Annotated in this window: 16 protein-coding genes and 1 pseudogene; 9 read left to right on the top strand and 8 right to left on the bottom strand. The window is 64.1% G+C overall.

The annotated features are described in order from the left end of the window. The first annotated feature begins 438 nt into the window (after positions 1 to 438). The 5 genes from L6444_RS11320 to L6444_RS11300 all read left to right on the top strand — a co-directional run bounded on the left by L6444_RS11320 (position 439) and on the right by L6444_RS11300 (position 11,141). A complete protein-coding gene (locus L6444_RS11320; protein ID WP_236982628.1) occupies positions 439 to 1,167 on the top strand; it encodes a DEAD/DEAH box helicase in 729 nt (242 codons plus the stop codon). After that, entirely contained in the window at positions 1,112 to 2,038 is a 927-nt protein-coding gene (locus tag L6444_RS11315) for an ATP-dependent DNA helicase DinG (RefSeq protein ID WP_236982626.1), read from the top strand. The genes L6444_RS11320 and L6444_RS11315 overlap by 56 nt, the downstream gene beginning before the upstream one ends. Then, entirely contained in the window at positions 1,974 to 4,664 is a 2,691-nt protein-coding gene (locus L6444_RS11310; protein ID WP_236982624.1) for a RecQ family ATP-dependent DNA helicase, read from the top strand. The genes L6444_RS11315 and L6444_RS11310 overlap by 65 nt, the downstream gene beginning before the upstream one ends. Beyond that, positions 4,657 to 8,724, top strand: coding sequence for an SNF2-related protein (locus tag L6444_RS11305; RefSeq protein WP_236982622.1), 4,068 nt, complete (start codon positions 4,657 to 4,659; stop codon positions 8,722 to 8,724). Before L6444_RS11310 ends, L6444_RS11305 begins: the two co-directional genes overlap by 8 nt. 767 nt (positions 8,725 to 9,491) lie before the next feature. Then, complete coding sequence (locus tag L6444_RS11300) at positions 9,492 to 11,141, top strand: FYVE zinc finger domain-containing protein (RefSeq protein WP_236982620.1); 1,650 nt, start codon at positions 9,492 to 9,494, stop codon at positions 11,139 to 11,141. A gap of 42 nt (positions 11,142 to 11,183) precedes the next feature. Here the strand turns inward: L6444_RS11300 and L6444_RS11295 are convergent, their stop codons facing one another. From L6444_RS11295 to L6444_RS11285, 3 genes are all read right to left on the bottom strand, one after another. Next, complete coding sequence (locus L6444_RS11295) at positions 11,184 to 12,344, bottom strand: M24 family metallopeptidase (protein WP_236982618.1); 1,161 nt, start codon at positions 12,342 to 12,344, stop codon at positions 11,184 to 11,186. Continuing rightward, positions 12,341 to 13,567 carry a M24 family metallopeptidase gene (locus L6444_RS11290; RefSeq protein ID WP_236982616.1) on the bottom strand — a complete coding sequence of 409 codons (1,227 nt, stop codon included), beginning with the start codon at positions 13,565 to 13,567 and terminating at the stop codon, positions 12,341 to 12,343. The genes L6444_RS11295 and L6444_RS11290 overlap by 4 nt, the downstream gene beginning before the upstream one ends. A gap of 229 nt (positions 13,568 to 13,796) precedes the next feature. After that, a complete protein-coding gene (locus L6444_RS11285; protein ID WP_236982614.1) occupies positions 13,797 to 15,182 on the bottom strand; it encodes a WS/DGAT/MGAT family O-acyltransferase in 1,386 nt (461 codons plus the stop codon). Positions 15,183 to 15,264: 82 nt separating this feature from the next. Between L6444_RS11285 and L6444_RS11280 the strand changes: the two genes are divergently transcribed. After that, positions 15,265 to 16,644: an FAD-binding oxidoreductase gene (locus L6444_RS11280; RefSeq protein WP_236982612.1), complete on the top strand. Its 1,380-nt coding sequence runs from the start codon at positions 15,265 to 15,267 to the stop codon at positions 16,642 to 16,644. Positions 16,645 to 16,693: 49 nt separating this feature from the next. On the opposite strand, the gene L6444_RS11275 is transcribed toward L6444_RS11280, so the two are convergent. The 3 genes from L6444_RS11275 to L6444_RS11265 form a co-directional block, all read right to left on the bottom strand. Continuing rightward, positions 16,694 to 18,094, bottom strand: coding sequence for a serine/threonine-protein kinase (locus L6444_RS11275; protein WP_236982610.1), 1,401 nt, complete (start codon positions 18,092 to 18,094; stop codon positions 16,694 to 16,696). Between the two features lie 107 nt (positions 18,095 to 18,201). Beyond that, positions 18,202 to 18,897 carry a mycothiol-dependent nitroreductase Rv2466c family protein gene (locus tag L6444_RS11270; protein WP_236982608.1) on the bottom strand — a complete coding sequence of 232 codons (696 nt, stop codon included), beginning with the start codon at positions 18,895 to 18,897 and terminating at the stop codon, positions 18,202 to 18,204. 20 nt (positions 18,898 to 18,917) lie between these two features. Next, positions 18,918 to 19,232, bottom strand: a complete 315-nt coding sequence (locus tag L6444_RS11265) for a protease inhibitor I42 family protein (protein ID WP_236982606.1) — start codon at positions 19,230 to 19,232, stop codon at positions 18,918 to 18,920. A gap of 19 nt (positions 19,233 to 19,251) precedes the next feature. On the opposite strand from L6444_RS11265, the gene L6444_RS30085 reads away from it, so the two are divergent. From L6444_RS30085 to L6444_RS30080, 3 genes and pseudogenes are all read left to right on the top strand, one after another. Continuing rightward, positions 19,252 to 19,374 carry a hypothetical protein gene (locus tag L6444_RS30085; protein WP_255731169.1) on the top strand — a complete coding sequence of 41 codons (123 nt, stop codon included), beginning with the start codon at positions 19,252 to 19,254 and terminating at the stop codon, positions 19,372 to 19,374. A gap of 98 nt (positions 19,375 to 19,472) precedes the next feature. Beyond that, positions 19,473 to 20,588: a DUF5685 family protein gene (locus L6444_RS11260; protein WP_236982604.1), complete on the top strand. Its 1,116-nt coding sequence runs from the start codon at positions 19,473 to 19,475 to the stop codon at positions 20,586 to 20,588. A gap of 60 nt (positions 20,589 to 20,648) precedes the next feature. After that, positions 20,649 to 22,249, top strand: a pseudogene (locus L6444_RS30080) (Na+/H+ antiporter). A 38-nt stretch (positions 22,250 to 22,287) separates the two neighbouring features. On the opposite strand, the gene L6444_RS11250 reads toward L6444_RS30080, so the two are convergent. After that, entirely contained in the window at positions 22,288 to 23,538 is a 1,251-nt protein-coding gene (locus L6444_RS11250) for a cytochrome P450 (protein WP_236982601.1), read from the bottom strand. Then, entirely contained in the window at positions 23,535 to 24,080 is a 546-nt protein-coding gene (locus L6444_RS11245) for a TetR/AcrR family transcriptional regulator (RefSeq protein ID WP_236982593.1), read from the bottom strand. The genes L6444_RS11250 and L6444_RS11245 overlap by 4 nt, the downstream gene beginning before the upstream one ends. Between the last annotated feature and the right edge of the window lies 1 nt (position 24,081).

Raw genomic sequence — 24,081 nt, 5'->3', positions numbered from 1 at the left:
CGAGGGACTTCAATACCCACCATTCCCCCCAGAGCGCCGACAGCATCGACCTTTCGCTATTGGTCGATATCTCGCTTCCGAACCGTCAGCTTGCCGACCTCGCACAGCGGTATGGGGTCACTAATGAGGCACCCCACCTTGCCGTATCCAACGCCATGACGACGGCAGCGGTCGTCACCAGACTTCTTGACGAAGTCGACATGGCTGAGGCTAGCTGGCAGCTAGCTGTCGCGATCCTCGAAACGCACCATCATCCTTTGGCATTGCTTTTACCGAGACTCCAATCAGCACCCGACCTGTCCCAACTGACTCGACCTCTTGACCCTCTGCTGACCCCGACCGCTCCCCCCATCCTCCGATGCGTGGTCAGGGACTCGCGACACTTTTCCGCTGCTCCGACAGCGTCGCGGACTCCGGCCCCGCCCGAGTCAACAGGAGATGGCCCAAGCGGTAGCTGAGGTGCTTGACGGCGGCGGAAGACTCGCTGTCGAAGCACCGACTGGCACGGGCAAATCACTGGCTTACCTTCTGCCGGCTCTCGGGCGGGCATCTAGACCGCGACAACCGGTCGTAATCGCGACCGCAACAAGAGCGCTCCAGGGACAGCTTCGAGAGGAGGCCGCGGCCCTGCAGAAAGAGGGTCTGCTAAGCGCCCCATTCCGACAGCTCCAAGGGGTCAACAACTATGTCTGCGCACGTGAGCTCGAGGACGTGTTGCCGGACCAGGAAGCCTCGGGGTTCAGCATCGCCGTCGCGATGCGGGCAATAGCCCAGTCTCCCAACGGCACCTGGGATGACGTTACCGACGACGTCATTCGACGCGCGGACATCCGTTACGCGCGCACACGTGCTCGGTTACGGACCACCGCCGCGGGCTGCGAACGCTCCCACTGCAAGTGGGCCACTGTATGTCCTCTCGTCCAGCAGATCAACGACATCAGCGGATCCCCGGGTGTCGTGTCGGTGAACCACGCACTAATCGCAGCGTGGGTCAAGGTAAGTCAGGCTCCAGGCGACGTTCTCGCTGAGGGGCGCGCCGATCTGGTCTTTGACGAGGCTCACGCTCTAGAGGAACTCTTTGACAGCTGCGTGGACAGAACGAGTCGATGCCGTGGAGCTCGAGATCCTTGTCAACTCTCTATCTCCCCGGTCGAAACTGATTCGTGAAATCCGTTGCCGCACTGGTAGAGATCAGTCAACAGACCATGCCATTCAACAACTTGCCACGGGCTCCAGCGCCGTCCGATTGAGCGCTGCCGACCTTGCGTCCGCAATCAACACATATCTACATGAATACGGCGGAAAGACCGATACGGCGGTCCTCCGTTCCGGACTTGTCGATAGTCGCCCCGAGTTCAGAGCACTTCGGCAGGCCGCATCCTCGGTTCGATACAACCTGATTCAATTCGCGAAAGCCATTACTTCTCTTCGCCACTCGCTGGACCAAGTGGCCGGTGCCGCGTCAGCCAAACGACGGCTTGATGGATACTCGGAGCGAGTCGACGCCGCCATCAATCTCCTTTACACGTTGGGGCCGCTACCTGACGGACACCTGTGGGTTTATCGGCTCAGCACAGACGAGGATGATTCCGCCGCTTGGAGTTTCGAACGGCTGCCGATTCACGTATTCCCCGCGTTTCAACAGTCAGTGGTCGACAGGACGCATTCGACGGTGCTTTGTTCGGCGACGTTGACCGTCGAGCGCCGCTTCGACTACATCGCCTCAAGATTGGGTATCCGCATCGACCCGCAACCCGCTGACGGCGTGTTTCGTGCACTTCGGCTCGCGTCTCCGTTCGATTATCAGCAGCAATCGGTCGTCATACTGACCAACCACCTGCCCATCCCGATACCGGTCAATGAACGTGAGTTCTGTGAGGAGATGGCCGCCGACCAGACCGGTTTTCTGTCGCTGTCCGGTGGAAAGACCCTCACACTCTTCGCGGCGCGAGTACGCATGGAGGCGGTGGCCGATGCCGTTCGGACCAAATCCGCCGAACTTGCCGAACGGGGGGGTCGAACTACTCGTCCAAGGTGAGCAGGGACGCAGCCAGATTGCACAGCGGTTCAAAGCCGAGCCGGGCACAGTGCTGTACGGGTTAAAGTCGTATTGGGAAGGATTCGACGCACCGGGCGAAACATTGTCGTATCTCTTCATCGAGAAGCCCCCATATCCACACCCGGATGATCCTCTGGTATCCGCACGCCAACGCGCAATCGCCGAGCGGGGCGATGACCCCTTCCTCGACTACGTCCTCCCCCTGACAGCGATGCAGTTCACTCAGGGATTCGGACGTCTGATCAGATCCGAAACCGACCGAGGTGCCGCACTTGTGTGCGACCGCCGACTGCACTCACCGACACAAGCACAGCGCGTCCTCCTCGGCTCACTACCCGACCCTACGATCCACGAGGCGGTCGACCGCGACGACGCATGGACGCGCGCGATCGAATTCGTCACTGGCGCTGCACCTGACCTGACTGCGGCAATTTCGTTCGGACGCGACGACGTCAGTCAGCTGTTGGAAAGCCTGCGCCTCGTTGAGGGAGAGGACCCTGTGCCGAAATTCATCGAGGCTGCCGAGAAACTATTTGGCATCACTGATCTCCACGCCAAGCAGCTGGAGGTGATGTGCGCGATCGCTGCAGGCAACGATGTTCTCGCCGTTCTGCCAACCGGCTTCGGCAAATCCGTCTGCTTCCAACTGCCGGCCTTGCTGGCCCCCCAAGCACGGGCCACTGTCGTCGTCTCACCGCTGGTCGCGCTGATCAAAGACCAAGTCAATGAGCTGCGCGGCCGCCGAGGTATCAGGCCGGTGCAAGGAATCATCGGCTCCACTTCACGGGTAGTCCAGATAGAAATACTCCGTGACACCGCCAGTGGTCAGGTTCGTCTTCTCTATGTCTCACCTGAACGACTGGCCCGTGATCCGGTCCTGCGTGGCGCGCTCGGACGCCAGCAACTCAACGGAGTCGTAGTGGACGAGGCGCATTGTGTTTCGGTATGGGGTCACGATTTTCGGCCCGAATTCCGGCAGGTACCGGCGTCAGTCGCGACTTTCGAGACACGCCCATCACGTATTGGATTGACTGCAACGGCCACTCCTGAGGTGGAGGTCGACATCGTAGCGGCCATGGACATGCACAATCCTCTCACGGTGCGCGAACCCAGCGACCGGCCTAATTTGCGGTTCCGAGTCCACGAATGCGCCGACGGGAGGGACCGACTTCGAGAACTTCTGCGGTTCGTCACGTGGTCGGGCAGCAATCCCGGCATCGTTTATGTCTCGAAACGTGCACTCGCCGAGGAAGTCGCAGCCGTTCTACGGCGGGCGGGTCACGCCGCGAGGGCGTACCACGCAGGCATGGTCCCCGAACAGCGAGACGCTGTCCAGGAAGACTTCGACTCAGACACCACCCGAATCATCGTTGCTACCAAAGCATTCGGCATGGGCATCAACAAGCCCAATATTGCGTGGGTGGTTCACTACGACCTGCCGGACTCACTCGATGGCTACGCGCAGGAGGCCGGGAGGGCGGCACGAGCCCGCGATGTCATCGGCGAGTGCTTACTGCTGTACACGAGAGCTGATATTGCTCGTCGACGCAGTTTGGTCGATGGGCATGAATCGAAGTCAGACGCAGCCATCACCCAACAACTGCTGAGCGAACTTTGGCGATGTCCGCAACGTGGTGAGAGCAGGGTATTTGACATCGACGAGGTTGCCGACAAGCTCGGCATCAGTGACGACGAAATCAACGTCCACTTAGCCCAACTCGAACGCGTCAACGCACTGCGCCTGGGCCTCGATTGTTCAGCGCGGGGCACCGTCGAAGTCGGTTCACGAGAGCCAACGGAAGAAAGTGATAGAAGGCTGTTCCGCGAACTGTTCTATAAGGCGAATCGAGCCCGCCCTAATGTCCGCGTTCAACTGGACTTCCAACAGCTCTATGATCAGCGTGGTTATGAGCCAGACACGTTAGAACGAAAGCTGATTGACTGGTCCCTCGACCGCCTCGTGACGTTCTCGAGTTCTCGTCGGCTTCGCCGGGTCCATCTGCTGGCTAGAGTTGCATCCCGCCCCGCACTGGAACGAGAGTCTGCCAGGTGGAAGCTGTGGCAGCAGCGTCGCCTCAAAGCGATGATCGCCTACGCCACAAATCAGTCGGATTGCCGACGGGTCGTCATCGGAACGCACTTCGGAGACCAGATCGCCGATTGCACAAGCCGGAACATCGCACCCTGCGACCGCTGCAGTCAAGAGTCACCGCCATGGACGACCCTTGCCGACCACTTGGTCCCCGACCCCGAGTTGCTGGTGAACGCTGAACTCACTGTGCTTCAGGCCATCGCCTGGGCCTCGTCGTACCGGCGCGGATCCTATGGCGAAGCGAGCCTACGCGCTGCGGTCCTTGGCAAGGAATCCTTGGGCGAAGGACGCCCTCTCGGTGCAGGTGTACTCAGTTGCCCTCAGTTCGGCGCCTTGCGTCACGTACGAAATGGGGAGAAGCGCTGGCACGAGGCACTGAACAAGCTGCTGTCGGATGGTCTTGTAGAACGTCGCATCGTCGAACGCGAAAGCTCGCGAAGTTCCTACGACACCCTGTCTCTGACTTCGACTGGGGCTCAAACACTAGGAATCGCGGTGTCACACAATGATTGAGAAAAGAATTACTCATCAACTGCTGGAGACTGGCGAACTTACTCTGACTGAGCGTGAATCCGTCGCGCTTACCCTGCCAGCCCACAGCTCCTCCGTCGTCCTGGAGCTCGACGGAGAGGCCTTTCACGCCCAATGGAGTGGGCGGGGTCGCCAGCTCACAGGGGACATTCTTATCGAGCGACTGCAAGATTACGGGCAAGACGGTGGGCTACTCCGGCTTCGAAAAGTGGACGACGTATACCGTTTGGAGTTGCTCCCGCCCGGAACTCCTATCCGGATCACCCAAACCAAGCCAAACACTTTAACCACAAAAACGAGCAGATCCAAAGCGGCTCGTAGACGCACGGTCGATCGTCAGTTCCACGCGGACACTGAATATGACTGGACTGCAAACCAAACAATAGGATTTCTCAAGGAAGCCCGTGCACTCCTCGGCGATCAACTGAAAGCGGCAGGATTCGACCCTTTAGAGATTGTGGAACTCCGCCTTCAAGGCGAGGAACTCGCGACTCTCGATGATTTCGAGGAGCTTCTTGCCGTCGATGTCGCCAATGTCGACCGCATGCCACACCAGGAGGCTGTGGCTCGCCACGCATTGTCGCGCCTTCGAGGGCGTGCAGTCCTAGCCGATGAAGTTGGTCTCGGCAAGACAATCGAAGCTGGGCTGGCAATCAAGGAACTCACGCTGCGCGGTCTGGCTAGGCGTGTCCTCATCCTGTGTCCGGCTCCCCTTCGCGACCAATGGCGCGAGGAGATGCAGCAGAAATTCGACATATCTTTCGAGGTGGCATACCGAGGATCTGAGGTACAGAAACAGGAAAAACTGATCTTAAGCCTGACGCTGGGCCGCAACGTCGCCGACAGGCTAACGGAAAAGCCTTGGGACATAGTCATTATCGATGAAGCTCATCGCGCCGCGAGCGCGGGGGCGCGTAAGACTCGCGACCTCATTACCTCCCTTACCACGGCGTGCAGGTACGCCTTTTTCCTAACGGCCACGCCCGTGCAGAACGACTTGCTCGAGCTCTACCGTCTTATCGAGCTGCTTCGACCTGGCACCTTTACCTCACTCAATGAGTTCAAACGACAGTTCATGCGCTCTTACGACCCGCGCACCCCAGATGATCCTGCGGCGCTTCGTCGCCTGATAAGCAGCGCGATGATACGAACTACGCGCGCGCAAGCCGGAGTAGATCGGGTGGTGCGGCGTGCCGTGGACGTACCAGTCGACCTCGGACCGCGCGAGCGCGAGCTGTACACACTGAGCACCGATCTGCTGCGCAATGTCATGCGCGATCCGGGTGACGCCATGCGTCGGCGCAGTCTGGCGCTCCGGCTGACTGCGAGCCCGTTCTCGATGGGCACATCCGCGTTGCGGATGGCAGAACGACATCGTGATGCACGAGTTCGTTCCGTCCTGAACGAAGTCGGCCATTTCGCGATGGACATCGTGGGCTCTGCGCGCGAAAACAAAGCTCTTGAAATAACGCGTAATTGGCTCCGTGAACACGGTCGCGTACTCATCTTCACCCAACACACAGACACCGTCACCGGTTTGCTCCGGCGCATGGAAGCCGAGGGACTGAAGGCGCGTTCGTTTCATGGGGCCATGTCGGCCGGCGAGCGCGCCACCACCATCGCTGCCTTCAGGTCGGGAGACGCACCGATTATGATCTCCACGGATGCCGGCGCAGAGGGACAGAACCTGCAGTTCTGCAACTGCGTGCTGAACTTTGACCTGCCCTGGAATCCCATGCGGATCGAGCAGCGCATCGGACGTGTCGACCGGTTAACTCAGCCCAAAGATGAAGTGTTTATTGCGAACCTCTACGCACAGCGCACAATCGACGAAAGTGTGTATCGCCTATTAGCCGAAAAGCTGCGGATGTTCGAGCTGTTGTTCGGACAGGTCACCACAATCCTCGGTGAACTGGACGATGCCAAGTCTGCGACGTTCGAAGCCCGTGTACTAGAAGCGCTGTTCGCAAACACCGACAGCAAGATGGAAGGACTCCTCAACCAGCTCGGTGCCGAGTTGGAACAGGCACGCAAAAGCGCGTCCACTCTGATAGCCGCCGACAGCGGCCTAAGCAGCTGGATGAATTCGGCTTTCGAGCATCGCAAGGGGCTTTCAAAGGCTGGCACCACCGAACTTGCCCCTGAAGTGAGTGAGCGGTCGCGAAGGCGACAACGGCGCGTGCAGAAGTGGACAAGGAGTGTGCTGCAAGCCCTGGATGCCGAGCTGGTACACGACACAGGCGCAGGTGAAGGCGCCTTCCTCACAGCGCAATTCGGTGAGGAGTTTACAGACGAGCTAGGTGGTCGAACATTGTTGCATCTGGCATTCGACCGGCTTGGACTCGAACAACATCCTGATGCCGAGCTCTGCGCTGTCGGCTCCCCTGTATTCGATGAACTTCTTGGGCTGTTACGTATGCGCGGTGACATGCATGCGACCGTCCCTGTAATTCCAGATGACATCGGCCCGACCCCGTTCGAGCATGCGCCCACCATGACCCTTCGAGGACGTCGGCTGGTGCCGTCGGGATCGTGGAGCGGGCAGGCGACGTTCCGGTCGACGATCGGCGAGGCCGAGACAACGGAGCATCTCATCACCGCAGAGGTGAACGGACACAACGAAAGACGGTTGCCTCGCCGACCCCTCCAAGACGGAGAAACTTTGCCACCCGCGTTCGATATCCCGGCCAAGATTATCGTGGACTTCGAGAAGGCCGCTGCAAGGCAGCTTGAAGCGCTACGCGGCGAGAGGGTTAAGCAAGTCGAAGCCGTTCAAGCAGCAGAGTTCAAGAGGATCCGTAAAGGTTACACGGCGCAGATCGCCGAAGCTGCTCCCGACGACCGGGCCCGTTTGGAACGAGCGTTACGCTCCGAGGAGAAGCGACTCAGCCGACGCCCTGACATTCGTGCTCGGGCCAAGCTGCTCGCTGTCGTCCTCGACGAGGACGACTGGTTAGTCGAGGAATGCTGGTCGGGACCGAACGGCGCTGAGGGAACGCTCACTTATGAGTGGGACCAGAGCTGCCGGGAAGCACCCCTAGTGATTAGTGATGCTAGCTCGGAAAGTATTAGCGTACTGGCATTGTGCTCAGATTCCCATTGGGTGGACGCTTCCGAGACGGCCCACTGCCAGTCCTGCGATCAGTATCTGTGCAGCGCGTGCGGCGATGACGCACTCTTCAAAGAATGTCCTCTCTGTAGCCTGACTTGCTGTAACGGCTGCCGACGAGTGAGCGGCGGGTTGTGCCGGAACTGTGCCGCTGCGCAACGTGCTCCCGAATTAGATGACGAGTCAGCGATAGCTTGGCGGATTAACGCCGGAGCTGTTTTGCTGGTCGGCGAACGAGTTGCGACATTGCATCGCAACGGATCGCAGCCGATAAATCTTGTTCGTGACGAGGATGCGAATGACCACTATCGGGCCCAAATGCGTTCATACGCAGCAGCAAATGGTCTCACACTCGATGCGGGATTGGTTTTGCGCGATTATACCGAGCGCTCCGATGTGGGAGATCCCTCGCGCACGCGACTGGCAACGGCGGCGGCGGTGTCCGTTGAGTATGCGGTTATTCCGGCGCACTCCACGTCCATCGAACCCGCGGCACTGAACGAGCTGCCACACCACCCCGAAGTAAGAGTGTCCTCCGAGCGGGAGTTTAATGCGAATTCGTTTCTCCGAAAACTCCGCACTGAAGTCCCCCCACCACCACCACCGGCAGTCATAGTCACTCGCCGCTCCAAATTCGTCGACATCTACTTGGAGGCCGACCGAGTAGTCAGAGAGACAGTCACGGTTGCAGACGGTGGCGGAATGATACTGAACAATCGGCAAGAAGCTCACCTTGTTTGGCGCGAACCCTCTCTTGATAGCGACGTGCTTGCCGAGGTGGTGATAAGTGATGCGCTCGTCGCTCTGCAACGCCGGAATGATGCGGTAGTTGTATCCACATATGTGGAAGGGCAAATTGACTCTGATCCCCCCTGCTCAATGGCACTCTTGCCCCGACGCACGGTCGCTTGCGCTACAACTTGCGTGCTTTGACCGCCTCCAATCACTAGGCATGCCCGGGGGGGCGCCTCGCAAAGCGAGCCGACGAAGCCTTGAATATCACTGGTCACTTCCCGTCTCCGTCAGAGTGCCAACTCGCCAGCCGAAAAATCGAGCCAATCTCGGTCCTGGCCGAACCCGATTCGACCACGGTATTGATGCCAGCCGATGTTGCCTCACTCAAGAAGCTAGGATTGTCTCTCGATATCACTGCCGCTCAAGCGTTTTCACCACTTCTTCCCTCGTTGGGCCGGGCATTACAGAAGCATGCCGTGCGGTCTTTCACCGCAGTGGTGCTCAACGGGTTCGAAGTCGTCGAGCGATGGCGCGGACACGGCACTGCGGTTCATTCGTACCGAACATTCAACGGCGAGCCGCATCCCCCCTGTATTGAGCGACAGCGGGACCCCCCCTCAATGGATTTCGGCGTGTGCCGAGATGGACACTTCTATGAGGTAGGCACGGCTGCATTCTGCGACGCGTGCCAAACCTGGGCGTGCCGGGCCTGTGACGGTGTCGAACATTTAGCGACCATGCCATGCCTCAGCTGCTCAGCATCCGTTTGCCGACGATGCTTATCGTCTGAGCACACAGCACCGCCGAGCATCTGCGTGCTGTGCGGTGATCACGCCTGCTCAGACTGTGGACGTGATCCTTCTGTTGTCCCTTGCGCCAGGTGCCAACGCGTCATGTGCGCGTTCTGCCGTCGCGGAGACATTTGTGGCGCATGCGACGAACTACGTCCGGCTACGGACAACGAATTGGCCAACCTACCAAAGGACCTGGTAGCTCGCGGCGCCCGCGCCCTCATCGGCAAAGACAGTGACGCCCTTGTGGTCCTCGTCAACAGGGGAGAAGTCTTCGAGAAGGCAATCGTACGCAACGGATCCATCGACAGCTGGATTGCTTACGGCAGGAACAACATTGACGCCAGCTATCGACTGCGCCTCGCCGCAAGTGCGCTGTTCGGAGTTCAGATCGCACCTATAGTCACTCCACTTCGACCGGAACAACCCATCGCTGAATCTTACTTAGATATTCAGTCGGAACGATCCTTCAGGCCGGGGTGGTCAGTCGAGGAGCTCGAAGTTTCGGGCTGCAGTCCAAAGTCATTCAAGACTCCCGATGGAGAACTCTGCGCAATCCTTGCCGACGAGTTCCCTCCGCTCGGACAATTGCCGGAGCCTGCGCACACTGTGCCTCAGCCGGTCGGCGCAATCTTTAACGGCATGCGAAGGCCCAAAATCTTTCCGCTGGTCGCGAGATGGGATCGCTTCGGATATTCATTGGCAGTCACGTCTGCAGGCATCTATAGCGCTACCTTCGAAGGATCTTCCGAGCGTCAAGGTCTAGCAACCTGGGCACTTCCCGGCAGTACATTTGAGTGGATTGCGGATGAATGGGAACCCGTCCCGGTAGTTAGAGCGCATGCAGCGCTTGGTGATACCGACGCCGTGATTGTGACCATGGCATCGCTTGCCGCTCTTGGCATTCGCACGATCGATCACACCGAGTGGTACGCGATCGTCGCGTCCCCAGACGCTCCCGCCTCCACCGCACTGTCACGGTCGATTGCCCTTGGCGACGCTGACCAGATCGGCATATTCACTGATCCCGCGGAAATCAGAATTTCGACGGTGGCAAACGCAGCCAAGATTTCTCTTAGCGTGAAGCCACTCGGAGTTCTGAAGACGGCGCCGCGCGCCACAGGTGATGCCAGCGCCGGCGCTTTGTCTGCCTGGGGGATATCGGACATCACTCGCATTCCTAAGCTACGTGCGCTCCCCAATGCATTCCGCGCCGAGCTGCAGCAACTGCACGTCCCTGTATCCGACTGGACGCGTCTCGACATTGGAGCTCATATCCAACAATTGGCGACGATGATTAGTGGCCAAACTTGGCTTTACGAGAGCAAGCTCGCCCCCGGCGAGGTCGAAGGCCGCCGCAGCGACTTCGGCACAGGTGCTCTGCTGGACTCCGGATTCATCGATCGCGAGGGACATTTCGGGCTGGAAATCACAGAATGCAGTTACTGCAGCGACGTAACCTGTGCGCTGTGCGTCGATAAGGTCGTGCTATGCGATTGCTGCGCAGTCCCGATCTGCAAGCGTTGCATTCGCGAACCGTACAGAAATCTGTGGCTTTGCCCAGCATGTATGTCGTCTCGCCCGCCTACGCGCAGTGAAGCTCGCGATAACGGCCGAATCTTGTTAACGCGCAGAATGTTGATCGGCACGGACCCAAGGCACACTGTGGTGTTCGAACGGTCCAATCATCACTGGGCGCGCCGAGCGGCCGACGGCGAGAAGCAGATTGTGGCGAACCCATCGGTCGCAGATTTTCTCGATGCGCGGCTGAAGACCGCCAAGAGATCGGCTGAAAGAAGAGGACGAGGGGCTGCTGGTTGTTGACGGAACGCATCACCGCCGTCAACCCCCGAAACAACATACAAATCACAACCTCCCATACCGCGACAGCACCTCAGCCCCGCCAGCGGAAACCAGCACCGTCGCCCGCTCCAGGCACCCCCCGACGCCGGCCTGAACAACCCAGGACTGCACGCTCAACACCATCCCCTCCTCCAGCACTGCCCCAAGCCCGCGCCCCAACCCGATCACCGGCGGCTCCGCCCCCAGCCCAAGTCCGTGCGCCAACAGCACCGACGCCGCCCCGAAACCCAAACGCTCCCAAGCCTTATACAGATCCGCACCTAAAGCCCCCGGCCGGCACGCCGCCACCAGCGCATCCATCCCCGCCGCGCACCGCCCAGCCAGCGCGGTCGAGCGCACCGACCGGGATCCCCCCACCATCCGCGTACACGCCAGCCCCGCCTCATATCCGGCATATAAAGCAGAGGGCGCCAACACCACCAGCTCCCCCTCGCGAACAGCCCGAGACCGAGGCACATGCCGAAACGGCACCGACCCCCGCAACGGCGTTGCAAAACAAACACTTTCAGTAGGCGCCACCGGCACGCCCAGCCCCGCCACCGTCGAGTAGTACACCGCCAGCAGCTCCCGCTCGGTGACCCCGGGCTGCAACGCCGACTCCATGACACTCAATGCCGACTCCGAAATCGCGGCCGCCACAGTCAGACACGTGATCTCCTCGGCCGTCTTCACCCGCCGCGCCACATCCAGAACCGGCCCGGCGTCCACGAATTCCGACACACCCAACGACGCGGCCAGCAACGCGAAGGACGGCGTCATCCCGTCGGTCCCGATCCGGCGTGCCTCCCGCAGCCCGGGCACGGCCGCCAGCGAGGCCATCAAATTCATCGGGTTCCAACTCAGCGGATACAGATCCTCGCGGTCGATCTCCGGCGGCACGCCCTCGTCCCACGTCGACAGCAGGTGCACGCGCCCGGACGAGCGCACCACCACCGCATACGGCCCGAACGGCAAGACCCCGGCCCGCCCCAACAGCCGCGCCCCCGACACGTAGTGCACATTGCCCGCACCACCCAGGATCAGCGCATCCAGACCCTGGGTGTCCATGCCGGACAACACTTTCAGCCGCCGCTCCCCGCGCAGCCAGCTGAAGTCGACCCGAGCCCCGTCCTCGAGGCTCATCGTCCCGATCCGCACCCCGGGATCACGCGGCGCCGGACTCACGAGAAGCTCCCGAAAGGATCGTAATTAGACCCGCTCAGCTTGACCCAGCCCCGATCGGTCACCGCCACAATGTCTTCGGCGCGATACCCGCCCTCACCGTCGTCCCAGATCACCGGCTCCAGCACCAGCACCGTCCCCGGCTGCATCACCAGCTGCGCATCGAAATCATCACCGAGGTCGGTCCCGATCAGCGGCATCTCGGCACTGTCGACACCCACCCCGTGCGCCAGATAGAAATGCGTCATCCAGGGCCGCACCCCGCCGTTGGTCTCCACGGCCTTGCGCGTGAGCTCCGCACCGGTCACCCCGGGCGCCAAGATGTCCAGGCACGCGTCGACCACCGTCCGCCATCGGCGAAACTGCTTACGCTCCACGGCATTCGGCCCCCGGCCCACCAACCAGGTGCGTCCGTAATCCGAGGCGTACCCCTCCCACATGATCCCGGCATCCACCCACACCACGTCGCCGTACCGCAAAAATCGATCCGTGGTGACCGTCGGATAAGCCAGATCGCCGTGTGAGGTCCACGGTCCCGCGGCCTGCGAAGGTGCCATCACCTGCCAGATCGGGTCGATCCCGCCCGCCGACGCCCCGAGCTCGAACACCCGCCGCAGAAACACCGCACTCAGGTCGGTCTGGCGCACCCCAACCCGCAAGGCCCGCAACGCATCTTCCATCGCCAGCTCGTTGAGCAGCTGCACCTGCCGGATGCAGGCAACCTCATCCACCGTCTTGAGCAACTTCACCGCACCCATCACCCCGGACGCGTCCGCGCACGAAACACCCTGCAAACCACGGATCATCGGGTGCGAGAAGTGGTCAATCCCCACCCGCGCACCCTTCTTGAAATGCTCCGACAACTCCGACGCGAACTCCGAGATACCGTCGTCCAGATCCGGGAACAGCGGCGGATGCAGATGCACGCCCAGCGGCACCGCGTCGGCGACCATCGAGTACAGGTGCACCATCGCCTCACCGCGCACCACGATCGCCACCGCACGGAACAACGCCGCCCGGTCGCCGTCCATCGCCGGCATCGCGACCCCGGTCGCATACGTCACCGCACTCGACGTCACCAACACCAGGCCGTCCAGACCCTGCGTCGCCATCTCGGTCTGCAGCCGCGCGAACCGCTCCCGGCGCATCCGGGTCAGGTCCGGCTTGTCCGGGATCGCCACGCCGCCGATGGTGGCCCCTGCCGCCCAGTCCTTGATGTCACCCACCTACTTTTCCGAGCGGCCCCCGAGCCGAGCCGAGCGAACCCGAACAGACCCGAGCGAGCCCGAGCGATTCCGATCGGCCCAGAGCGTATTAGTGCAAAGATAGCCCAGTACGCCCACGCGCCGCGGCCTCAGGCAGCGCACGGCGCGGCAGGGTAGTCGACGAATAAGGCGTCGACTACCACCTGAGCAACCCGCGCATGACCGGGGCTGGCCAAGCTGCCGGTCACCTTCACACCGCGGCGCGGGGCTTGGTGCGCCGCTTGACCCGCAGGGCGTGGGTGATCTCGACCAGCCGCGCCACCCCCTGCTCGATTCCCGAGGCCAGCGCCGTCACATCGGGTGCGTTCTCGTAGTCGCCGGTGATGCCGAAGATGAAGCTATCGGCGTAACTGACCATCGCGACACCGGTGCGCAGGTTCAGCGCGATCGGCGGGATCGGCAGCATCTCCAGCACCCGACGGCCCAGCAGCTTCTGTTCGGTCCTCGGGCCCGGCACATTCGTCGCCAGCGCCACCACCGCCCGCTGCGGCAGCCGGCTCAGCAACCGAACCATCCACGCGGACAACACAAACGGCACGTTCTTGGCCAGCGAGATGACCGCGTTGCCACCCTCGCGCTGCCCGCTGCCCTTGGCCGCGGTAAGCCGGTCGTGCACCAGCTCCAGCTGGGTGACCGGGTCGTCCTCGTCGACGGGCAGCAGCGGCAGCATCGCCGAGACCTGGTTGTCGGTCATGTTGAAGTGGTTCATCCCACGCACCGACACCGGGACCAGTGTGCGCAGCGAGTTGCGGCTGGGCTTCTCTCCGCGCTCGAGCAGCAGGCGCCGGTAACTGGACGTGATCGCGGCCAGCGCGACGTCGTTGAGTGTCACGTCGAAGGCGTCGGCGACCTCGTGCAGATCGGCCAGCTTCACCCGCGCGACGGCGTAACGCCGCATTTTGGTGACCGGCCCGCTCAACGACGTGGACGGCGCCGGGCTGAACAGGCTGGCGGTCAGTCCGGCGGCACCCCACGCCGCGTGCTCGACGGCGCGGCCGGCGCTGACGGCGCTGCGGGCCCAGCTCAGCGGATTGAGATTCATCGTCAGGCGCCAGCGCTGCTCGGGTTCGGTGGCGGCGTGGATGTGGGTGGCGAATGATTCGCCACCGCCGTCGTCGCTGAATTGCGCCAGCATCTGGGTGGTGGCAATGCCGTCGGCGATGCAGTGATGCAGCTTGGTCAGCACCGCCCAGCGCCCGTCGCTGAGCCCTTCGATGACGAAGCAGTCCCACAGCGGGCGTTCCCGGTCCAGCCGGCGTTCCATGATGGCGGCGACCAACTCGAACAGCTCGGCATCCCCGCCGGGCGCCAGCACCGCCCGGTGGTGCAGGTGCCGGCTGATGTCGAAGTGCGGGTCCTCCACCCATTCCGGGGATCCGATGTCGAGCGAATGCCGGTGCAGCATCTGGGTGCAACGGGGAATGTTCTGCACCCGTTCGCTGAAGGCGGCGACGAACTCGTCGAAACCCGGTGCGGGCCCTTCCATGATCGACACGCCGCCGATCGCCAGGCTCACGTGCGGATCGGAGTCTTCGACTTCGAGGAAAGCTGCGTCCAATGCTGACAAACGCTCCATAATTTTCACTATTCGCCGCGGTACGCCCACGGGTGAGAGTCGGAAGTCCCAACTTGGCGGGACGAAGATAGATTGAGTCGCTGTGAGCGACATAGCGGCGCGGCTGGCGCATATCGTCGGAGAGCACCACCTGGTGACCGGCGACGCGATTCCCGACGACTACGCACACGACGAGGAGTTGACGCTGGCGCCGGTCAAGCCGGCCTACGTCGCCAAGCCCGCCAGTGCGGAGGAAGTGGCGGCGTTGTTGGTGGCCGCCGGGGAGCACGGCATTCCAGTGACCGCGCGCGGATCGGGATCCGGACTGTCGGGTGCGGCCCGGCCGCAGCCCGGCGGGCTGCTGATCTCGTTCGAACGGATGAACGCCGTGCTGGAGGTCGACACCACCAACCAGGTCGCCGTCGTGCAGCCCGGCGTGACGCTGACCGAACTCGACGCCGCGACCGACCCGCACGGGCTGCGCTACATGGTGCACCCGGGTGAGCTGTCGTCCAGCGTGGGCGGAAACGTCGGCACCAACGCCGGCGGGATGCAGGCGGTCAAGTACGGGGTGGCCCGGCACAACATCCTCGGGTTGCAGGCGGTGTTGCCGACGGGCGAGATCATCCGCACCGGCGGTCGGATCGCCAAGGTCTCGACGGGCTACGACCTGACGCAATTGATCGTCGGCTCCGAGGGGACGCTGGCGCTGGCCACCGAGGTGATCGTCAAGCTGTATCCGCGGCTGGAGCACAGCGCCACCGTGCTGGCGCCGTTCGCCGACTTCGACCAGGTGATGACGGCGGTGCCGGCCGTGCTGGCGCAGGGTCTTTCCCCCTACATCCTGGAATACGTCGACAACATGACGATGGCCGCGATCGTCTACACCCAGCACCTGGAGCTGGGCATCCCCGAACAGGTCAGCGACAGCTGTCAGGCGTATCTTGTTGTGGCTCTGGAGAATCGGAATGAAGGTCGCCTAGACGAAGATGTCGAGCAGGTCGCCGAGCTGCTCGCCGAGTTGGGCGCGGTCGACTGCTATGTGCTGGAAGGCGGTGCCGCGCGCAAACTTATCGAGGCGCGCGAAAAAGCGTTCTGGACGGCGAAGGCGATCGGCGCCGACGACATCGTCGACACCGTGGTACCGCGCGCCGCGATGCCGCAATTCCTTGCCGCCGTGCGGGAGATGGCCACCTCGGCCGGCGGCGGGGTGGCCGGTTGTGGGCACGCCGGCGACGGCAACGTGCATCTGGCGGTGTTGTGCAAGGATCCGGTGGCCCGCAAGAAACTGATGACCGATATCTTCGCGCTGGCAATGGAATTGGGTGGCGCGATCTCCGGCGAGCATGGGCTCGGCCGGGCCAAGGCGGCGTATTTCGCCGAACTCGAAGACCCGGCCAAGGTCGCGTTGCTCCGTCGCATCAAGGAAAGCTTCGACCCGGCCGGAATCCTCAACCCGGGAGTGGTGTTCGGCGAGGGATGATTTTCGGCTCCCTCAGCCGGCCAGGGCGCTACTGTCGCCGTACTCCAAGTCAGGCTGCCGACGCGTACTGCAACACCGGCTCAGCCGAGTCGACGTGCCGGCCGCTAAGGATGGTCAGCTGATTCGGGCGCACCTCGTAGCGGACACCGTTGGCCGGATTGGTCACGTCGAATCCCCCCGCCGACCGCACCGCGTTGGAGATCTCGATGTTGGCGCCGTCCCGAATCCGTTCACCGCGGTAGTAATAGCCGGCGCTGGTTTGGCACACCACCGCCAGCGACTTGGCCGTGCGCACCACCGCGGCGGGCGGGTTCCCAGGATCGCAGCGCGCCGAATGCCCGATGAATCCCAGGGCGTCGGCGCCCTGCACCGGGTGCGACAGGAACGGCGCTGAAGGTGTCGATGTCACCGGCGGCGCCGCCGAGGGCGCCGATGCGACGGTGGTCGGCGCGTGCCGGTGGTTGGTGAAAGCCAGCACCCCCGCCAATGTCACGGCGACGACGAACAGCACGGCCGTCACCCCGCTCAGCACGACCCGGCTCACCGTCGGCGGCCTCCGCGAGGGCTCCCGCACCACCTCGAACGGCCGCGTCTTGGGCGGCTCACTCGGCGGCGGGCTCAGCCGGGGCTCACTCAGCGGCGGCCCGCTGACCAGCGCCGGCTGGTCCCACAGCGCGGCCTCCCCGGCGGCGCTGGCCAACTCGGCGGCGCAAACAAACCGTGCCGCAGGCTGTTTGGCCATCCCCTGGGCAATGATGCCGTCGAACTCGCGGTTGATCGCCCGGCCCATGATGCTGGGCCGTGGCGGCGCCCCGAACATGTGTGCGTTGAGCACCTCCCGCTCGTCGTCGTCCTCGAACGGCGGCCTGCCGGTGAGGCACTCGTACAGCACGCACGTCAGCGAATAGATGTCACTCGGGGGCCCAATTCGGCCGCCGCCCAAGCGTTCCGGTGCCAGATACACCGGGGATCCGGCCGGATCAACAGCAAAGTCGAGATAGGCGAAGTCCTCCGAGGTGAGCAACACGTTCTCCGGCCGGACGTCACCGTGCACCAAACCCAGGGCATGCGCAGCGTCCAGCGCGGCAGCCACCTGCGCGACAATGCGCGCCGCGCGTGGCGGTTCCAGCGTGCCCTGCTCACGCAGCAAGTCCCGCAGCGTGCCGCCATCGATCAGACGGGTGTCCAGGTAAGGCACGCCGGAGATCTCACCGAAGTGGTACACCGGCAAGACGTGCGGATCGCGCAGCGCCGCCACCCGGGACAACCGTTGCTGGAAGCGCGGATTCGCGGCGAACTCGGTGGGCAACAGCTTGACCGCCACCGCCTGGTCCTTGCGGGTGTCGTATGCCTCGTAGACCTCGCCCGCTGCGCCCTCGCCGATCAGCGAGCGCAGTTCGTACGGCCCGAACTGGGTTCCGGCACGTGAGCGGTGATCCGGTGAGGACAAAACGGAAATCCTTTCGCTGGAACGATAATCGCCTCCCAGTGTGCCCAAAAGATCCGCACGCGTAACGTGCGAAACAACACAATCCGGCGCCGACCCAGGTCAGGACGTCAGGAAGCCCCGCCAGCCAACCGCTCGACGTCGACAACCTCACCGCGGTTGATGCTCACCCAGTCGCGACCGTCCAGATACGGTCTCAGGCTGCGGCCGATCAACTCGGCGTCCGCGGCCGACTTGGGCCGCTGCAGCTCGTAGACGTGCGGCAGTTCCGCCATGCCGGTGACCACATTCCACAACTTCACGGCGTCGGCACCCGACGGCGGGTCCACCAGCACCGGACCAAACAGGCACTGCCCGTTGAGAAATAGCGTCGGCACCCCGAAGCCGCCCGCCTCGACGACTCGCTGGTGCTCGGCACGCACGTCGTCGTGGGTGGTCGAATCGGCAAGTGCCGCATCCAGAGTCGACTCGTCCACGCCGATCGAGGCCAACAGTCCGCGCGCCACCAAGGGATCGTGCGGTTTGCCGCCGAGCGTGTGCAGCTCGTGACCGATCGCGCCGTACCAGCGGTCGAGCAGGTCCATGTCGGTGCGGCGCAGCAACGCGCCGATCCGCATCAGCGACCAGCCGTAGGACCAGTCGCGCTGCCACGGGTGCTTCTTGCCCTCGACCCGGTTGACCTCCTCCAGGCTGAAGAACCGCCAGTCGATCGTGATGCCCAGTTGCGCGCGGACCTCGCGGATCCACAGCGAAGTCTGATAGGCGAACGGGCACATCGGGTCGAAGTGGAAATCGACGGTCGTCATCGGCGTCTCCCCTGTCGGACCTATTGGACTGTCACGTTTGCGGTGAACGTGCACGACGGCGCGGCGTCACCGACGATCGGGCCATAGCTGGCGACGATCGTCGTCTTGCCCGACCGTAACGCGGTAAACGTCCACACCTCGGTGCCGGGCGAGCCCACCCGGCCGGTGTCGCCGTGGAAGTACTCGTGGCTGGCCTGCCGCAGGATGGTACCGTCGGCGATCTTCGGGTCGGCGGTCCAGCGGTACGGGGTGCTGTGGTTGGCGCCCAGCGACAGCTTGAGCGTGTCGCCGACGGCCAGCGTGCCGTCGCGGGTGATGACGTTCTGCTGCAACACGTCGTCGATGGAGACCTCGATGGTCTTGGTCGACGACTTGCTCGGGCTCGAACAACGCCGCCAGCATCAGCAGCGCGGCGGCCAGCGCCAGGAGTCGGGTCTGCACAGCATCGACCCTATGCCGCGAACGCGAGACGGCTAAGGCTTTCGGCGCCGCGGATCGCAGTAAAGTTCTGCTGGCTCGGCTACCGACACCGCGTTCTGCGCGCAAAAGCCCAGTTGGTCGGGTAGCTTCAGTCCGTGTTTGGCATCATTCGGCCCTGCCGTCACCGGCTCGGCAGCGAACTCTCCGCGGCCTGGCGGGCCCAACTGTGCGGCCTGTGCCTGGCGCTGCGCGACGACTACGGTCAGGCCGCCCGGATCGCCACCAATTACGACGGCCTGATCGTCTCGCTGCTCGTCGAAGCGCAGTCCGCGGCGAAGCCGGGCCGCCGCACCGCCGGGCCGTGCCCGCTGCGTGGCATGAGGCGCGCGGACGTGGCGACCGGTGAATGCGTGAAGCTGGCCGCGGTGGTGTCGTTGGCGCTGGCCGCGGCCAAGGTGCGCGACCACGTCGACGACCGCGACGGACTGGTCGGCGCGGCGGCCATCCGGCCCGCGGCGCGTCGCATTGCCGAACGCTGGGTGCGTCGCGGCACCGACACCGGCCACACGCTGGGTTTCGACGCCGACGTGCTGGTGGCCGCGATGGACCGGCAGGTCGAGCTCGAGGCGACGGCCGGAACGGGCAGCTCACTGCTGGCCGTGACCGAGCCGACCGAGACCGCGGTGGCCGCCGCGTTCGCCCACACCGCGGTGCTGGCCGGACGCCCGGCCAACGAGGCGCCGCTGCGTGAGGTCGGGCAGCTGTTCGGGCGGGTGGCGCATCTGCTCGACGCGGTCGAGGACTACCGCGACGACCTGGTCCGGGGAAAGTGGAACCCGTTGGCCGCGACCGCAACGTCGCTGCCTGAAGTCCGGGCGCTGTGTGACGACGCGGTGCTGGGCATCGAACTGGCTCTGGCCGAGGTCGACTTCACCGACGGGCGGCTACCCCGCCGGCTGCTGACCAAGGAGCTGCGCCGCGCCGTCACACGCACCTTCGGTCAGCCCAGCCGCAACGCCAATTACCCCCACGGGTCGCCGCATGGGGAGCAGGAGGGGATCAACTTCGGCAACGAGCCGTTTGGGAACTTTCCGCCCGGCGAGATTCCGCCCGGCCAGCTGCCACCCGAGCAACAGCGCAAGGAAACCTGGTGGAGCAACTGCACCGACGCGTGTTGCTGCGACTGCGAATGTGACTGCTGCTGCGACTCCTGCTGCGGCGAGGGCGACTCGTGCTGCTGCGACTGCGGGGATTGCTGCGACTGCAGCTAGCGGGCGCGCCGAGCGCCCTCCGGGCGGGCGGTGGCCGCTGGCGTGCGGCACGATGGGCTGGTGTTCGGCCTCGTCGTCATCGTCACGCTGGTCACCACCGTGGTCGTCGGAACGCTCCTCGGGCGGCGCTATCGGGTAGGTCCGCCCGTCCTGCTGATCGTGCTGGGCACGCTGCTTGGGCTGATCCCGCGTTTCGGCAACGTCGAGATCGACGGCGAGATCGTCCTGTTGCTGTTCCTGCCGGCGATCCTGTACTGGGAGAGCCTGAACACCAGCTTCCGGGAAATGCGCACCAACCTGCGCATCATCATCATGTCCAGCATCGGCCTGGTGATCGCGACCGCCTTCGCCGTCTCGTGGACGGCCCGCGCGCTGGGCATGGAGCCGCACACCGCCGCCGTGCTGGGTGCGGTGCTGTCGCCCACCGACGCGGCCGCCGTCGCCGGCCTGGCCAAACGGCTGCCGCGGCGCGCGCTGACCGTGCTGCGCGGCGAGAGTCTGATCAACGACGGCACCGCACTGGTGCTGTTCGCGGTGACCGTGGCGGTCGCCGAGGGCGCTCGCGAGGTCGGGCCCGCCGCGCTGGTCGTCCGGTTCGTGCTGTCCTACCTCGGTGGGATCGTGGCCGGGCTGCTGGTCGGCGGGCTGGTCACGCTGCTGCGCCGGCGCATCGACGAGCCGCTCGAGGAGGGGGCGCTGAGCCTGCTGACCCCGTTCGCGGCGTTCCTGCTCGCCCAGTCGCTGGATTGCAGCGGTGTGGTCGCGGTGCTGGTGTCGGCGCTGGTGCTCACCTACACCGGGCCGAGGGTGATCCGGGCGCGGTCGCGGCTGCAGTCCTACGCGTTCTGGGACATCACCACGTTCCTGATCAACGGCTCGCTGTGGGTGTTCGTCGGCGTGCAGATCCCCGGCGCAATCCGCCACATCACCGACGTCGACAGCGGCGGCCTGCCGCGCGCCACCTACCTGGCGCTGGCCGTCACCGGGGTGGTGGTGGCGACGCGGATCGCCTGGGTGGAGTTCTCCACGGTGTTGGGCCGCATCACCGACGCGCTGGCGAAGCGGCCCCCAACGGCACGTCCCGTTCCGGCAACGCTGCGTCACCAGCCAGCTGGGCCGGCTTCCGCGGGGCGGTGTCGCTGGCCGCCGCACTGGCGGTCCCGTTGACCGTGCACCAGGGCGCCCCGTTCCCGGACCGCAACCTGCTGATCTACGTGGTGGTCGTCGTCATCCTGGTCACCGTGCTGGTGCAGGGCAGCACGCTGCCCGCCGTAGTGCGGTGGGCCCGGCTGCCCGAGGACGTCGCCCAAGCCGACGAATTGCAGCTGGCCCGCACCCGCAGCGTCGAAACCGCCCGCGAGGCACTGCCGCAGATCGCCGCGGAGCTGGGGGTCGGCCCCGAACTGTTCAAGCGGCTCAGCATGGAGTACGAGGAGCGGGCCGCGATCGTGCTGGCCGACCCCGACGACGACTGCGCCAACCACTTGGCCGAACGCTCCGCCCTGGCCCGCAAGGTGCGGTTGGCCGTATTGGACCGCCAACGTCAGGCCGTCACCGCGTTGCGCAACCAGAACTTGATCGACGACATCGTGTTGCGTGAGGTGCAGGCGGCGATGGACCTGGAAGAAGTGCAGCTGCTCGACCCCGCCGACCCCGAATAGCTGTTGGCGCCGCGCGCCGAATAGGCGGAGGACACAGGCTAGCCCGTGCTGCACGGAAGTCGTTTGATCCCATGGAAGAACGACGACCTCAACCGGTCGGGCTCACCGGTGACGGTGAGTTCGGGCACGTTCGGGTACAGCTCCTCGAGCAGCACCCGCAGCTCCAGCCGCGCCAGCTGAGCGCCGAGGCAGAAGTGCACCCCGCCCCCGCCGAAGGCGGCGTGCCCGGCATCCACCCGGGTCACGTCGAACTCGTCGGGCCGCTCGAAAACGTCCTCGTCGCGGTTGGCCGAAAGATAGTGCATCAGCACCCAGTCGCCCTTCGGGATCCGCTGCCCGCGGATCTCCACGTCGCGGGTGACGGTGCGGCGGAAGTGCATCACCGGCGTGGCCCAACGCAGCAGTTCTTCGACCGCGGGCTTGACGGCTGCGGGGTCGCGCGCGAGCAGGGCGCGTTGGTCGGGATGCTCCGACAGCGCTAAAATACCGTGGCTCAACGTGTTTCGGGTGGTCTCGTTGCCGGCGATGGCCAGTAGCAGAAAGAACTCGTTGAGCTGGTCGCGGTTGAGTTTCTCACCGTCGACCTCCGCGGCCAGCAGAGCCGAGAGGATGTCGTCGGTGAGCCCGTGCGTGCGCCGGTGTTTCACCAATTCACCGCAGTACCGGAACATCTCGGCCGCGGCCTGCCCGAGCGCCTCGGGTGTGGGCGCGTAGTCGGGGTCCTCGATGCCCAGGGTGCCGATGGCGTTGCTCCAGCGGAACACCTCCATCCGGTCTTCAGCCGGAACGCCGAGCACGCCGGCGATCACCTGCAGCGACATCTCCGCGGAAATGTCCGGCACGGCATCGAATTCGCCCTTCGCCAGGATGTCGGCGACGATGTTGCGGGCGACCTGGCGCATGTGTGGTTCCAGTCGCAGCACGTTGCGGGCGGTGAACCCCTGGTTGATCAGCTTGCGGTAGTGGACATGTCGCGGCGGGTCGATTCCCGGCAGCATCGCCGAGGTGGGCCCGGCCTCGACCTCGACCAGCGTGTTGCCCCTCGAGGAGGTGAAGGTGTCGGTGTCGCGGCTGACGGTCCGGATGTCGGCGTGCTTGGTCAGCAGCCACGCCCGGGGCAGACCCGCCATCCGGACCGGATGCACCGGGCTGTCCGCACGCAACCTCCTCAGCGCATCGAACGGCGCGCCGACGACGTAGGTGTCCGGGTCCAGCACCGCCGCGGCGTCGCGATCCGCCGGGGTGTCCTGGTTCTCCACGGTCAACGACCCCAGATTCGGAACGGTCATGACTCCTCCATTGCCTTGACGCCGGCGATGATCACGTCCAGGCCCGCGCGGAACCGCTTGGTGGGCTGACGACGGCCGCGGGACTCCTCCAGGCTGACCGAGCCCAGCAGGTAGGTGTACAGCACGGTATGAGCGGCCGCCACAACGGCTTTGGAAACCCCGGATTCGGCCAGCAGCGAGCGGCTCAGCCGGTCTAACCGGCGGGCCCGCTCTCCGCCGCCGCTGGTCTGCAGCAGACCCGCCACCCCCGGGACGCCGAGCATCACCTCGCGGGCCGAACAGAACAGCTCGGCCAGCCGGGTCTCCCACGGCCCGTCCTGCGGCACCGGAATGTCGGCCAGCACCGACTCGGCGAGCAGATTCAGCGCGGCCTGTTTGCCCGGCACGTGGTAGTACACCGACGGCACTGCGGCGCCGAGTTCGGCGGCCAACGATCGCATCGTCACCTGTTGCACACCGACCCGACGGGCCAGCGCGTGCATGGCGGACACCACCTGCGCGCGGTCCAGTTCGCCATAGGCGCGACGCACCGCCGACGTCATT

It is taken from the genome of Mycobacterium kiyosense (genome assembly GCA_021654635.1).
In the GTDB taxonomy this organism is placed as follows: Bacteria; Actinomycetota; Actinomycetes; order Mycobacteriales; family Mycobacteriaceae; genus Mycobacterium; species Mycobacterium kiyosense.
The sequence above is the reverse complement of the archived record's forward strand: the minus strand, read 5'-3'. Positions and strand labels throughout refer to the sequence as shown.